At 66.5% G+C, this 14,248-nt stretch carries 11 protein-coding genes; 9 read left to right on the top strand and 2 right to left on the bottom strand.

Features of this window, described 5'->3' with window-relative positions; translation table 11 throughout:
- Nucleotide 1: 1 nt before the first annotated feature.
- On the bottom strand, nt 2–1,366 hold the full coding sequence (hemN, locus tag G7B71_RS06310; protein ID WP_207774727.1) for an oxygen-independent coproporphyrinogen III oxidase: 1,365 nt from the start codon (nt 1,364–1,366) through the stop codon (nt 2–4).
- A 111-nt stretch (nt 1,367–1,477) separates the two neighbouring features.
- Here hemN and moaA point away from each other — a divergent pair, with 111 nt between their 5' ends.
- From moaA to G7B71_RS06265, 9 genes are all read left to right on the top strand, one after another.
- Complete coding sequence (moaA, locus tag G7B71_RS06305; protein WP_166039029.1) at nt 1,478–2,491, top strand: GTP 3',8-cyclase MoaA; 1,014 nt, start codon at nt 1,478–1,480, stop codon at nt 2,489–2,491.
- Nucleotides 2,492–2,765: 274 nt separating this feature from the next.
- Nucleotides 2,766–5,501 carry an MFS transporter gene (locus G7B71_RS06300; RefSeq protein ID WP_166039027.1) on the top strand — a complete coding sequence of 912 codons (2,736 nt, stop codon included), beginning with the start codon at nt 2,766–2,768 and terminating at the stop codon, nt 5,499–5,501.
- 11 nt (nt 5,502–5,512) lie between these two features.
- Nucleotides 5,513–9,313 (top strand): nitrate reductase subunit alpha, encoded by a 3,801-nt coding sequence (locus G7B71_RS06295; RefSeq protein ID WP_166039025.1) that lies wholly within the window; start codon nt 5,513–5,515, stop codon nt 9,311–9,313.
- Nucleotides 9,310–10,839 carry a nitrate reductase subunit beta gene (narH, locus tag G7B71_RS06290; RefSeq protein WP_166039023.1) on the top strand — a complete coding sequence of 510 codons (1,530 nt, stop codon included), beginning with the start codon at nt 9,310–9,312 and terminating at the stop codon, nt 10,837–10,839. The genes G7B71_RS06295 and narH overlap by 4 nt, the downstream gene beginning before the upstream one ends.
- A complete protein-coding gene (gene narJ / locus G7B71_RS06285) occupies nt 10,836–11,531 on the top strand; it encodes a nitrate reductase molybdenum cofactor assembly chaperone (protein ID WP_166039021.1) in 696 nt (231 codons plus the stop codon). The genes narH and narJ overlap by 4 nt, the downstream gene beginning before the upstream one ends.
- Nucleotides 11,528–12,325: a respiratory nitrate reductase subunit gamma gene (gene narI / locus G7B71_RS06280; protein ID WP_166039019.1), complete on the top strand. Its 798-nt coding sequence runs from the start codon at nt 11,528–11,530 to the stop codon at nt 12,323–12,325. Before narJ ends, narI begins: the two co-directional genes overlap by 4 nt.
- Nucleotides 12,326–12,381: 56 nt before the next feature.
- Nucleotides 12,382–13,233: a peptidylprolyl isomerase gene (locus tag G7B71_RS06275; RefSeq protein WP_166039017.1), complete on the top strand. Its 852-nt coding sequence runs from the start codon at nt 12,382–12,384 to the stop codon at nt 13,231–13,233.
- Nucleotides 13,233–13,568: a hypothetical protein gene (locus tag G7B71_RS06270; RefSeq protein ID WP_166039016.1), complete on the top strand. Its 336-nt coding sequence runs from the start codon at nt 13,233–13,235 to the stop codon at nt 13,566–13,568. Before G7B71_RS06275 ends, G7B71_RS06270 begins: the two co-directional genes overlap by 1 nt.
- Nucleotides 13,561–13,770, top strand: a complete 210-nt coding sequence (locus G7B71_RS06265; RefSeq protein WP_166039015.1) for a hypothetical protein — start codon at nt 13,561–13,563, stop codon at nt 13,768–13,770. The genes G7B71_RS06270 and G7B71_RS06265 overlap by 8 nt, the downstream gene beginning before the upstream one ends.
- Here the strand turns inward: G7B71_RS06265 and G7B71_RS06260 are convergent.
- Nucleotides 13,767–14,225: a hypothetical protein gene (locus G7B71_RS06260; RefSeq protein WP_166039014.1), complete on the bottom strand. Its 459-nt coding sequence runs from the start codon at nt 14,223–14,225 to the stop codon at nt 13,767–13,769. The two genes, G7B71_RS06265 and G7B71_RS06260, sit on opposite strands and share 4 nt — an antisense overlap.
- Nucleotides 14,226–14,248: the final 23 nt, after the last annotated feature.

Below are 14,248 nucleotides of genomic sequence, written 5' to 3'. Positions count from 1 at the left end.
GCTAGACCGCGCGGGCATGGAGTCCCGCGCTCGCGGCAAGGTGCGCGTCGAAGGCCGCGGCGACCGAGCGCACCAGCGGCCGCGCCGCGGGCAGCACCCGGACGGCGTAGCGGGCGCGCTCGACCAGCCCGTCCTCTTCCATCCGCGCCAGCTTGTCGGTCGGATAGACGATGTCCGGATCCTCGCCGAACCGCGCGCAGACTTCGGCGACGTCGACCTCATAGTCGCACATCAGCCGAGCGATGATCCGCCCGCGCAGCCGGTCCTCGCGGCTCAACGAATAGCCGCGCGCGACAGGCAGGCGGTCGTCCGCGATGCGCGCCTGATACTCCGAGATGACGACGGCGTTCTGGACATAGCCCTGCGGCATCTGCCCGATCGCCGAGGCGCCGAGGCCGATCAGGGTCGGCGCAGCGTCGGTCGTATAGCCCTGGAAATTGCGCGCGAGTTTGCCCACCGCCGCTGCCTCGGTGAGCGCGTCGCCCGGTAGCGCGAAATGATCGAGCCCCACCTGGACGTAGCCGGCCGCGACGAGAGCGTCGGCGATCGCTCCGAACTGGGCCCACCGCTCCGCAACGCCGGGAAGCGCCGCCCCTCCGATCTTGCGCTGGTGCCGCTTGAACGAGGGAACATGGGCGTAGCCGAACACCGACAGGCGGTCCGGGCGCAGCGTCACGGCGCGCTCGACCGTGTCGATGCAGGAGGCGACGCTTTGGTGGGGGAGGCCGTAGATTAGGTCGAAATTGATCGCCCCGACCCCGTGCCGCCGAAGCCCGGCGACCGCGGACTCGGTTTCCTCGAACGTCTGGACCCGGTTGATCGCCTGCTGGACGAGCGGGTCGAAGCTCTGGACGCCGAGGCTGGCGCGGGTGACGCCCTGCTTGCCGAGCATCGCGATCATCTCGGCGGTGAGGGTGCGCGGGTCGATCTCGATCGCGATCTCGGCGCCGGCGGCAAGATCGAAGCGGTTGCTCAGCACCGCCATGAACCGCTCCAACGGTTCCGGCCCCATCTGCGTCGGTGTGCCCCCGCCGAAATGGAGATGCTGGATCGCGAACCGTCCGGGGAGCTGCGCCGCGACGAGGCCGACCTCCCGCATCATCGCCGCCATGTAGCGCGCGACCGGGTCCGCCCGGCCGGTCACCGAGGTGTGGCAGCCGCAATACCAGCACATCGACCGGCAGAACGGGACGTGGACATAGACCGAGAGGGCGCTCGCCGGGTCCGCCTGTGCCAGCCAGCCCCGATAGTCCGCCTCGCCCACCGCGGCGCTGAAGTGCGGGGCGGTGGGATAGCTGGTGTAGCGCGGTACTGCGGCGCCGCCATAGCGGGCCAGGCAATCCGGGCTGATGGCTTGCATGGACATGACTCGGTTGGCTAACCTGCCCACTGGCAGTCCCGTTGATTCAGATCAAAGGGGCAGGCGGAACCAGGCGGTACCCGGATCGAAGTCCAGGTCAGCCAAAGGTTCAGTTTGATGAGTACGGGGGGCGTGGGCGCACACTCGGCACTGATCGATAGCTTCGGCCGGAACATCAGCTACGTGCGGATTTCGGTCACTGACCGCTGCGACCTTCGCTGCCGCTATTGCATGGCCGAGCACATGCAATTCCTTCCTAAGCGCCACATCCTGACGCTCGAGGAAGTCGCCCAGCTCGCCGACATCTTCATCGCCCGCGGCGTCCGCCGGATCCGGCTGACCGGCGGCGAGCCGCTGGTTCGTCGCGGCATCCTCGATCTCGTCGGCTGGATCGGCAAGCGCGTCGGCGACGGCCTCGACGAGCTCACGCTCACCACCAACGGCACCCAGCTCGTGCGCTTCGCCGAAGGGCTCCATGCGGCCGGCGTCCGGCGCATCAATGTCAGCCTCGACAGCCGCCGGCCCGAGCGCTTCGCCCACATTACCCGCGGCGGCGACGTCGGCCAGGTGCTTCGCGGGATCGCCGCGGCGCGGGCCGCGGGCCTCCAGGTCAAGATCAACATGGTGGCGCTCGCCGGCCTCAACGAGGACGAGATCGAGGAGATGCTGCTGTGGTGCGCCGGCGAAGGCCTCGACCTCACCCTTATCGAGACGATGCCCCTGGGCGAGGTCGAGGAGGACCGCACCAGCCATTATCTCCCGCTGGACCGCGTCAGGCGGAGGCTCGAGGAGCGCCTCACGCTCGTTCCCTCGGTTCGGCGGACCGGCGGGCCCGCGCGCTATTATGACGTCGAGGGGATCGGCGCCCGGCTCGGCTTGATCACGCCGCTCACCCACAATTTCTGTGACGGTTGCAACCGCATCCGGGTCGCTGCGACCGGCACGGTCTATGGCTGCCTCGGCCACGACCAGAAGGTCGAGCTCAGGCACGCGCTGCGCGAGGGCGGTGAGGCGGCGGTCGCCGAGCTGCTCGACCGCCTGCTCGCCGGCAAGCCGCGACGCCACGACTTCCACATCGCGCCAGCGGCCGCTCCGGCAGTGCCCCGGCATATGAGCGTGACCGGCGGCTGATGGTGCGGGGGGGCGATTTGATCCATGTCACTGCACGTCGTGCGACGGAGCCTATCCTGGCGTGGCGTGTCCAGGGACGACCCTTCTCCCCCGCTCACACGCGCCCCGAGCCTCTCGCGAGGCTTCTGAGCCCCCGCCCCCTTCCCACCGGGGCCGGGGCTCAGATCGTTTCTGAGCCGCTGACAAGCGGACGCCGCGAAATGATCTCGATCAACGGCGCTGGCGTGCCGGCCTGCCAGAGCCACGCCATCGGAATGTTCGGGGGAAGCCACTCATGTCCGCTGCCGTAACCGATACGCCCGCCGCCGGCGCGAACCAGGTGCTGTGGACCAGCACCGTCGCCTTCACCGTCTGCTTCGCGGTGTGGACGATCTTCTCGATCATCGGCCTCGGCGTGAAGGACGAGCTCGGCCTCTCCGAGACGGAATTCGGACTGCTCGTCGGAACCCCGATCCTCACCGGATCGCTGAGTCGGGTGCTGCTCGGCATCTGGGCGGACCAATTGGGCGGCCGCAAGGTGTTCGCCGCGGTGATGGTGCTCGCCGCCATCGCGACCTTCCTCACCTCGTTCGCCGACAGTTATCTCGAGCTGCTCGTCGCCGCGCTTGGCGTAGGCATCGCCGGCGGCGCCTTCTCGGTCGGCGTCACCTACGTCTCCAAATTCTATCCGAAGAGCCGCCAGGGCACCGCGCTCGGCATTTTCGGCGCCGGCAATGTCGGCTCGGCGGTGACCAAGTTCGTTGCGCCGTTCGTGATGGTCGCGGCGGGATGGCAGGCGGTCGCTCAGGTATGGGCGGGGGCGCTCATCGTCATGGCGGTGATCTTCCTGGCGCTGACCCGGGAGGATCCTGACCAGGTCGCGCGCCGCCAGTCGGGCGCGAAGGCCGAGAGCCTGCGCAGCCAGCTCACCGTCCTCAAGAATATCCAGGTGTGGCGCTTCGCCCTCTATTATTTCTTCGTATTCGGCGCCTTCGTCGCGCTCGCCCTGTGGCTGCCGCGCTACCTGATCGGGGTCTACGGGCTCGACGTGAAGACCGCCGGCATGCTCGCCGCCTTCTACTCGGTGCCGGCCAGCATCTTCCGGATCTACGGCGGCACGCTGTCCGACCGCTACGGCGCCCGCTCGGTCATGTACGTCACCTTCGGCGTCTCGGTGCTGTGCACCTTCATGCTGTCTTACCCGCCGACCACCTACATCATCGAGGGCGTGCGCGGGCCGATCACCTTCCGCACGGAAATGGGGCTCGTTCCCTTCCTGGTGACGATCTTCGTGCTCGGCTTCTTCATGAGCCTCGGCAAGGCCGCGGTATTCAAGCACATACCGGTCTATTACCCGAACCATGTCGGCGCGGTCGGCGGTCTCGTCGGAATGATCGGGGGTCTAGGCGGGTTCGTCCTGCCGCTCACTTTCGGTGCGCTGCTCGACCTCACCGGCGTGTGGACCAGCACCTTCGTTTTGCTCTTCGTCCTCGTCGGCATCGCCCTTACCTGGATGCACGTGGCCGTCCGCCACATGGAGCGGAGCGCCGAGCGCAAGGGCACGGCCGGCCAAGTGCCTGAGCTGCCGGAGATGCAGGGCTTCGGCGAACCCGGGATCGAGATGCGCCCCCGCCGAGCGGGGCCGATTGCCGACTGGCGGCCCGAGGAGCCCGATTTCTGGAAATCCGGCGGCCGCGCCGTCGCCCGCCGCAACCTGTGGGTGTCGACCTACTGCCTGTTGCTGTCCTTCGCGGTGTGGATGGTGTGGAGCGTCGTCGTCGCTCGGTTGCCGGCGATCGGCTTCGAGTTCACCACCGACCAATTGTTCTGGCTGGCGGCGCTGCCGGGTCTGTCGGGGGCGACCCTGCGCATCTTCTACGCGTTCCTGGTGCCGGTCTTCGGCGGTCGGCTGTGGACGACCCTCTCGACCGCGAGTCTGCTCATCCCGGCCTTCGGCATCGGCTATGCTGTGCAGAACCCCGACACGCCGTACCTCATCTTCCTGGTGCTCGCTTTGCTGTGCGGCTTCGGCGGTGGAAATTTCGCCTCGTCCATGGCGAACATCAGCTACTTCTTCCCCAAGTCGGAGAAGGGCAACGCGCTCGCGATCAACGCCGGGCTCGGCAATCTCGGCGTCAGCGTGATGCAGTTCCTCGTCCCGGTCGTGGTGACCATGAGCCTGTTCGGCGCTCTCGGCGGCCAGGCGCAGACCGCCGCCGACGGCGCTCAGGTCTGGATGCAGAATGCCGGCTTCGTGTGGGTTCCGCTGATCATCGTCGGCACGCTCGCCGCCTGGTTCGGAATGAACGACATCCTGTCGGCCAAGGCCTCGTTCGCCGACCAGTCGACGATCTTCGGGCGGGCTCACACCTGGATCATGTGCTGGCTCTACACCGGCACGTTCGGGACCTTCATCGGCATGTCCGCCGGCTTCCCGCTGCTCGTGAACCTCGTCTTCCCGGAGGAGAACGCGCTTCGCTACGCCTTTATCGGCCCGCTGCTCGGCGCTCTGTCGCGGGCCGGCACCGGCTGGATCTCCGACCGCCTCGGCGGCGCTCGGGTCACCTTCTGGGTGTTTGTGGCCCAGATCGCCGCAATCGCCGGGATGATCTGGTTCCTCCAGGCCGGCAGCTTCTGGGGCTTCTTCGCGATGGTGCTGCTGCTCTTCTTCGTCAGCGGAATCGGCAATGCTTCCACCTTCCAGATGGTGCCCGGAATCATGCGCCAGGCGGTCGACCGTGCGGAGCCGAACATGCCCGAAGACAAGCGCCGGATGCAGGCGGAACGGGAGTCGGCGGCGGTGATCGGCTTCACCTCGGCGATCGCCGCCTACGGGGCGTTCTACATCCCCAAGGCCTATGGCTCATCGATTGAGATCACCGGCACCGCCGACATGGCGCTGTGGGGCTTCCTTCTCTTCTACATCAGCTGCGCCGCGCTGACCTGGGCCGTCTATAGCGGCCCGCGCGGCATCCTCCGGAACATCGAACGTCGGCCCGCGGCTTCCACCGCGACGGCCCTGCCTGCCTGAAGGAGCCAAGGATGAGTCATTTCCTCGACCGCCTCACTTATTTCCGCAGGCAGCGGGAGAAGTTTTCCGACGGGCACGGAATCCTCACCGACGAGAGCCGCGAGTGGGAGGACGCGTACCGCAAGCGCTGGGCCGCCGATAAGATCGTGCGCTCGACCCACGGCGTGAACTGCACCGGCTCCTGCTCGTGGAAGATCTACGTCAAGGGCGGCATCGTCACCTGGGAGACCCAGCAGACCGACTATCCGCGCACACGGCCCGACCTGCCCAATCACGAGCCGCGCGGCTGCCCGCGCGGCGCGTCCTACAGCTGGTATCTCTATTCCGGCACCCGCATCAAATATCCGCTCGTCCGCGCTCGCCTGGTCCGTCACTGGCGCGAGGCGCGCAAGACGATGGCGCCGGTGGCGGCGTGGCAGGCGATCGTCGAGGATCTCGACAAGCGCCGCGACTGGGTCTCGAAGCGCGGCCGCGGCGGCTTCGTCCGCGTCGGCTGGGACGAGGTCACCGAGATCATCGCCGCCGCCAACGCCTACACGATCAAGAAATATGGCCCTGACCGGATCGCCGGCTTCTCGCCGATCCCGGCCATGTCGATGATCTCCTACGCCGCCGGAAGCCGCTATCTGTCGCTGATCGGCGGCAATCTGCTCAGCTTTTACGACTGGTATTGCGACCTGCCGCCGTCATCCCCGCAAACCTGGGGCGAGCAGACCGACGTTCCCGAGAGCGCCGACTGGTACAACGCCGGCTTCCTGCTCGTGTGGGGCTCCAACATCCCGATGACCCGTGCACCCGACGCGCATTTCTATTCGGAGGTCCGCTACCGCGGCGCCAAGAGCGTCGTCATCGCGCCGGATTTCAACGAAGCCGCCAAATTCTCCGACATGTGGCTCCATCCCAAGCAGGGGACGGACGCCGCGCTTGCGATGGCGCTCGGCCATGTCGTCCTCAAGGAGTTCCACGTCGACCGGCAGGCCGAATATTTCGCGGAATATACCCGCAAATATTCCGATTTCCCGCTGCTCGTGAAAGTCGTCGAGCGCGACGGCCGGCTCGTCCCTGACCGCCTGCTCCGTGCGGCGGACCTCGCCGATGGCCTCGGCGAGGGCAGCAATCCCGACTGGAAGACGGTCGCCTATGACGAGCATTCGGGCGACCTCGTCGCGCCGCTCGGTTCGGCCGGCTTCCGCTGGGGCGACAAGGGCAAGTGGAACCTCGAGGAGAAGGACGGGCAGGGCCGCGACGTCAGGCTGCGCACCACGCTCAAGGATCATTCGGACTCGATCGAGCCGGTCGCATTCCCTTATTTCGGGGGCACCGCGCCCCACGATTTCGTCGCCACCGGGCATGACGAGGTGCTGATGCGCAACGTGCCGTTGAAGCGGCTCGACCTTGCCGATGGCACCAGCGGCTACGTCGCCACCGTGTTCGACCTGTTCTGCGCCAATTACGGCGTCGACCGCGGCTTCGGTGGAGAGAATGTCGCCAAGTCCTATGACGAGGACCTGCCCTTCACCCCGGCCTGGGCGGAGAAGGTGACCGGCGTTCCGCGCCAGGCCATCATCCAGGTCGCCCGCGAGTTCGCCGACACCGCCGAGAAGACCAAGGGCCGCTCGATGGTCATCCTCGGGGCGGGGCTGAACCATTGGTACCACATGGACATGAGCTATCGCGGGATCATCGCGTTGCTCGTGATGTGCGGCTGCATCGGCCAGTCCGGGGGCGGCTGGTCGCATTATGTCGGCCAGGAGAAATTACGTCCGCAGACCGGCTGGCTGCCGCTCGCCTTCGGGTCGGACTGGACCCGTCCGGCACGGCAGATGAACGGCACCAGCTTCTTCTACGCCCACACCGATCAGTGGCGGTATGAGTCGCTCAAGGTATCCGAGATCCTGTCGCCGGTGGCTCCCGAGGGCGACTGGTCCGGCAGCATGATCGACTATAACGTCAAGGCCGAGCGGATGGGCTGGCTGCCGTCGGCGCCGCAATTCGACGCCAATCCGATCGAATGGGGCAATCGCATCCACGCGTCGGGCGCCGATCCGGCCAGCGTCGTCGCGGACGCGCTCAAGGCGGGCGATCTCAAACCCGCGAGCATCGATCCCGACAACCCGAAAAACTGGCCGCGCAACATGTTCTTCTGGCGCTCGAACGTGCTTGGCGCGAGCGGCAAGGGCCACGAATATTTCCTCAAGCACCTGGTCGGATCGCTCCACGGCGTGATCGGAACCGACGAGGAGTCGGCGGGGCTCGAGCGGCCGCAGGATGTCGTGTGGCACGACGAGGCGCCGGTCGGAAAACTCGACCTGATGGTCAACATCGACTTCCGGATGTCGACCACCAGCATCTATTCGGACATCGTGCTACCGACCGCGACCTGGTACGAGAAGCACGACCTCAACACGTCCGACATGCACCCGTTCATCCACCCGCTGTCGGCGGCGGTGGACCCGGCGTGGGAGTCGAAGAGCGACTGGAACATCTTCCGCGCCATCGCGAAGAAATTCTCGGACGTTGCGCCCGAGGTGCTCGGGATCGAGCATGACCTCGTGACCACGCCGATCCTCCACGACACACCGGCGGAGCTTGCGCAGCCCTACGAGCCGAAGGACTGGATGAAGGGCGAATGCGATCCGATCCCCGGCAAGACGGCGCCAAACGTTCAGCTCGTCGAGCGCAATTATCCGGAAACCTACGTCCGGTTCACCTCGATGGGCCCGCTGCTCGAGAAGCTCGGCAATGGCGGCAAGGGGATCGGCTGGGACACCAAGAAAGAGGTCGAGCTGCTCGGCGACCTCAATGGCCGGGTCCTCGACGGGCCGACCGCGGGACGGCCCAAGATCGACAGCGACATCGACGCGTGCGAGACCATCCTGATGCTGGCGCCGGAGACCAACGGCGAGGTCGCGGTCAAGGCCTGGGCCGCGCTCGGCGCGATCACCGGACGTGACCACCACCATCTCGCCGAGGGGAAGGAGGAGGAGAAGATCCGCTTCCGCGACGTCGCAGCCCAGCCGCGCAAGATCATCTCGTCGCCAACCTGGTCGGGGCTGGAGAGCGAACATGTCTGCTACAATGCGGGCTACACCAACGTCCACGAGCTGATCCCGTGGCGGACGCTGTCGGGGCGCCAGTCGCTCTACCAGGACCATCACTGGATGCGGGCGTTCGGGGAGGGCTTCGTCACCTGGCGCCCTCCGATCGACACCAAGACGGTGCTTCAGGTGCTCGGCAAGATCCCCAACGGCAACAAGGAGATCATGCTCAACATCCTCACGCCTCACCAGAAATGGGGCATACACTCGACCTATACCGAGAACCTCATCATGCTTAGCCTCAACCGCGGCGGGCCGACGGTGTGGCTCAGCGAGGACGACGCCCGCGCCGCGGGGATCGAGGACAATGACTGGATCGAGGTGTTCAACGTCAACGGCGCGCTGACCGCCCGCTCGATCGTGTCTCAGCGGATCATGCCGGGCTCGGCGATCATGTACCACGCGCAGGAAAAACTGGTGAACACGGTGGGGTCGCAGATCACCGGCCAGCGCGGCGGAATCCACAATTCGGTGACGCGCATCAACATGAAGCCGACCCACATGATCGGCGGCTACGCCCACCTTGCCTACGGCTTCAATTATTATGGGACCGTGGGCGCCAATCGCGACGAGTTCGTGATCGTTCGCAAGATGAGCGAGGTTAACTGGTTCGACAAGGCGGCGGACGACAGCGCCAACGTCACCGGCGGCACCGCCGACTGGGGAACCGGAATGAAGGGCGGCCGAACCGCCTCCAGGGAGGCCACAGAATGAAGGTCCGTGCTCAGATCGCGATGGTCCTCAACCTCGACAAGTGCATCGGCTGCCACACCTGCTCGATCACCTGCAAGAACGTGTGGACCAACCGCGAAGGCGTCGAATACGCCTGGTTCAACAACGTCGAGACCAAGCCCGGCATCGGCTATCCCAAGGACTGGGAGAACCAGGAAAGGTGGAAGGGCGGCTGGGTCCGCAAGAAGAACGGCAAGATCGTTCCCCGGCAGGGTTCGAAGTGGCGCATCCTGTCGAAGATCTTCGCCAACCCGCACCTTCCTGAGATCGACGATTTCTACGAGCCCTACACGTTCGAATATGAGTGGCTCCAGTCGGCGCCCGAGCTCCAGGCGCAGCCGACCGCTCGGCCGCGCTCGCTGGTGACCGGCGAGCTGCTCAACAAGATCGAATGGTCGGGCAATTGGGAGGACATGCTCGGCGGAGAGTTCTCCAAGCGCTCCGCGGATTACAATTTCGACGGTGTCCAGAAGGAGATTTACGGCCAGTTCGAAAAGACGTTCATGATGTACCTGCCGAGGCTGTGCGAGCACTGTCTCAACCCGGCCTGCCTCGCCTCCTGTCCGTCGGGCGCGATCTACAAGCGCGCGGAAGACGGCATCGTCCTCATCGACCAGGAGAAGTGCCGCGGCTGGCGGATGTGCGTGTCGGGCTGCCCGTACAAAAAAATCTACTACAACTGGTCCACCGGCAAATCCGAGAAGTGCATCTTCTGCTATCCGCGGATCGAGACCGGGCAGCCGACGGTATGCTCCGAGACCTGCGTCGGGCGGATTCGCTACCTCGGCGTCGTCCTCTACGACGCCGACCGGGTCGAGGCCGCGGCGTCCGTGGAGGACCCGAAGGACCTCTACCCGGCCCAACTAGGCGTGTTTCTCGACCCGAACGACATCGCCGTCCAGGAAGCGGCTCGGGCGGAGGGGATCCCCGACCAGTGGCTTGAGGCCGCGATCCGCTCGCCGGTCTACAAGATGGCGGTCGAGTGGAAGATCGCCTTCCCGCTCCACCCCGAATATCGCACTCTGCCGATGGTCTGGTACGTGCCGCCGCTGTCGCCGATCCAATCCGCTGCGGAGGCTGGCAAGATCTCGGCCCAGGACGGCATGCCGGACGTGCGTTCTCTGCGCATCCCGCTGCGCTACCTCGCCAATTTGCTCACCGCCGGCGACGAAGAGCCGATCGCATACGCGCTCGAACGGATGCTCGCGATGCGGTCCTATATGCGCGCCAAGAGCGTCGAGGGGCGAATAGACGAGTCGATCCCCGAACGGGTCGGCCTCACCCGCAACACGATCGAGGAGATGTATCGGATCATGGCGCTCGCCGCCTACGAGGACCGTTACGTCATCCCGACCGCTCGGCGCGAGTTGGAAGAGGACGCTTACGTCCTACGCGGGTCGTCCGGCTTCGGCTTCCGCGAGAACACGCTCGGTTCGAACAAGGTCAATCTGTTCGGAGGGGGCGCCAAGAAGACACCCCGCAAACCTTATATGGACATCCCGACATGAGGCTGACCCTGAGAGCCTTCGCCGCCTTGCTCGGCTATCCTTCCGCCGACCTCCAGGCGCACGCGTCCGAAGTCGCGGACGCCATTCGCTCGGAGGGCGCGTTGCCGCGCGCGGATCTTCGCCGACTACAGCCCCTGCTCGACCGGCTTGCGACGGAGGAACTGCTCGACCAGCAGTCCACCTATAGCGAGCTGTTCGACCGCTCCCGCTCGCTGTCGTTGCACCTGTTCGAGCATGTCCACGGCGACAGCCGCGAGCGCGGCCAGGCGATGATCGACCTTGGCCAGCAATATATACAGAGCGGCTTCTTCCTTGAAGCGAGCGAGCTTCCGGACTTTGTGCCGGTGTTCCTCGAATATGTGTCTTGCCTCCCCGTCGCGGAGGCGCGGGAGACGCTGGGGCAGCCGGCCCATGTCTATGCCGCGCTCGCCGAGCGGCTCGACAAGCGCGGCTCCGACTATGCCGCCATCTTCCACGGCCTCGTCGCCCTTGCCGGTGTTCGGCTGGATGCCGAGGCGGTCGCTCAGGTCGACGGAAACACCCCCGCGGTGGACGCGCCGATCGACGACGAATGGGAGGAGGCGCCGGTCTCCTTCAGCGCCGGCTCGGCGCATGAGATGGGCGGCCCGACCGGCGTGGTCGCCAAGATCCGGGCATCCAACCGGCCAGTCGCAAGGGAGGCGGGACAGTGAACGACTTCATCAATCAGCTGGCGTTCGGCTGGTATCCGTATCTCGCCGTCACGGTCCTCGTCGTCGGGAGCATTCTGCGCTTCGACGCCAACCAATATAGCTGGCGCTCTCAGTCGAGCCAGTTCCTGCGCCGCAAGCAGATGATGATCGGCTCGAACCTGTTCCACATGGGCATCCTGGTCCTGCTGGCCGGTCATTTCGTCGGCCTGTTGACGCCGATCAACGTTTTCGACGCGTTGGGAATCGGTCACGGCTTCAAGCAGACCGCGGCACTGGTCGTCGGCGGCATTGCCGGGGTTGCGGCCTTCGTCGGCTGCTCGTTGCTGCTCCACCGCCGGCTGTTCGATTCGCGAATCCGGCGCAGCTCGTCGTTCGGTGACATCCTCGTCCTCGTGCTGATCTGGCTTCAGCTCGTGCTCGGTATCCTCACCACCTGGTGGACGATCGAGCATCTCGACGGGAGCGAAATGGTCCGCTTCATGAACTGGGCGAACGGCATCCTGACCCTCGATCCCGGCGCGCCCGCGGCCATTGCCGAGGTCGCCTTGGTCTACAAGCTGCACATCATCCTCGGCCTGACGCTGTTTCTCATCACGCCGTTCACCCGCCTCGTTCACATCTGGAGCGCGCCGATCTGGTTCCTGATACGCCCCGGCTACCAGATCGTCCGGGGGCGCCGTGCGCGGCGCAAGGGCGAGATGTCGCCGACCCGCGGCCCTGCTGGCGGAGCGCCGAGCTATGGCGGCGACACGGTGATGCGCCAATATGTCGAGGAAGGGCAGGCAGGGGCATGAGCCGGCGTCTCGATGTCATAAATCTCGGAGATCCGGCCCAGCGGCCGGCGCCGTCCATGCCCAGCGCCTGCGAAAGCCACGGCTGCAGCGGCGGCCCCGAGCCGCTGCTCCCGCCGCCGCCGAGCTTCGGCGACGTGATCGTCAACGGAGTCGAGATCGACCCCGAGGCGATCGCTCAGGAAATCCAGCACCACCCCGCGCCCGACGCGGAGACGGCCTGGATCGAGGCGGCGCGGGCGTTGGCGGTGCGCGAGCTGCTGCTCCAGGAAGCGCGCCGACTCGGGTTGGAGCCGGATCCGGAGACGGACGAGGCCGGCCGCGCCGAGGCGGAGGACGACGCGCTCGTGCGCATGCTGCTCGAGGAGGAAGTCCAGCCCGCCAATGCCGGCGAAACCGAGTGCCGCCGTTACTATGACGCGAATGTCGAGCGGTTCAGGACACCCGATTTGTTCGACGCGGCGCACATCCTGATCGAGCCGGAAGGCGAGGACGAGGCGGCCTGGGCCTCGGCCGAGGCGCGTGCGCGCGACATAGCCGCCAAGGTCGGCGATAATGACACCGCCTTCGCCGCCGCCGCCCGCGCCTTTTCGGGCTGCGCCTCCGCTCAGCAGGACGGCTCGCTCGGCCAGATCCGCCGCGGCGAGCTCGTCGCCTCGGTCCAGGCCGGGATCGAGGCGCTCGCTGACGGGGAAACCGGGCACGAGCCGGTCCGCTCACGCTTCGGCTGGCATGTGTTGCGCCTGCAGCGGCGGATCGAGGGCCAGATCCTTCCGTTCGAGGCTGTCCGGGAGCGGATCGCCGATATGCTCGAGGCGCGCAGCTGGTCGGTGGAGGCCGCGCGCTACATCGCCGACCTCGCCCGGCGCGGCCAGGTTGAGGGCGTGCTCATCGAGGGAGCCGCTGCCTGATGGCGATGCTCGGCGACCTCATCGCCGCGGCGAAACGCTCGGCCGGCGCCTTCCACGCCTGGCTTGCCGAATGCGATCCCGCGCTCGCCGATCGCGTCGCCGGGGCCGCCACCGATCTCGACGTCACGCCGGCATCCTATGCGCGCATCGCGGTCGCCGACTTCACCCGCTTCGCTTCGGAGGAGGATTGGGCGACTCTCACCTCGTCGATGCGCGACGCGCCCGATCCCGGCACCGTGTGCCTGCTCGCGATGGTCCACTGGCGCTTGACCGCCAAGGGCTGCGCCGCCCACTCTCATTCCCATCCAGAGCATGAAGGAGCGGCTCATGGCTGACATATCCAACGACAGGCCGGAGGACGCGCCGCTCAACCCTGCGCTGAAAAGCACCACCGAGACCGTCTACGACACCACACATACCACGCCCCCGCCCGTCGACACCGCGTCCGCGAAGGAAGGCGAGGGCGAGGGCTGGCCGATCGTGTGGCTGGTCGTCACCGTCGTCGGCGTGGCGCTGGCGGTCTATTTCATCCTCTAGGGCGCGGCCGCTTCCGGCTGCACGTGCCGGACGAAGCTCACCGTCTCCATCTTGAGGCCGAGCTCCTCCCAGCTCAAACGGCCTGCGGACGCGGGCTCCGCATTGCGCGCGGCAGTCGTGAAGATGATGCTCCGGCACCCCATCTCGCGCGCGATGCCCTCGAGCCCGGCGCACAAGGCCCGCCGCACCGGCGCCATTCGGCTCAGCTCGAACGCGACGAGGATGTCGACCTGGAGGCTTCGCTCGAAGCGAAGGCTGCCGACCTCGCGGAATGATGCGACGCCGTGGAGGCAGCCGTCGTCCGCTCCGACCGCCAGGATTCCCCCTCCGCTGGCGATTAGCTGCCGGGCGAACGTCTTCCACCGTTCCAGGCTGACCCGTGCGGCCGCGCGGATGAGGGGATAGGCGAGTGCCAGCTGGCCCTCGTCCAGGCGGGATAAGCTCAAGTCTGGCATGGGCTCGCCTCGCGAATTCCGTC

This window comes from Sphingosinicella sp. YJ22 (assembly GCF_011320075.1).
GTDB lineage: Bacteria > Pseudomonadota > Alphaproteobacteria > Sphingomonadales > Sphingomonadaceae > Allosphingosinicella.
This window is presented reverse-complemented; position numbering and strand designations above follow the sequence as displayed.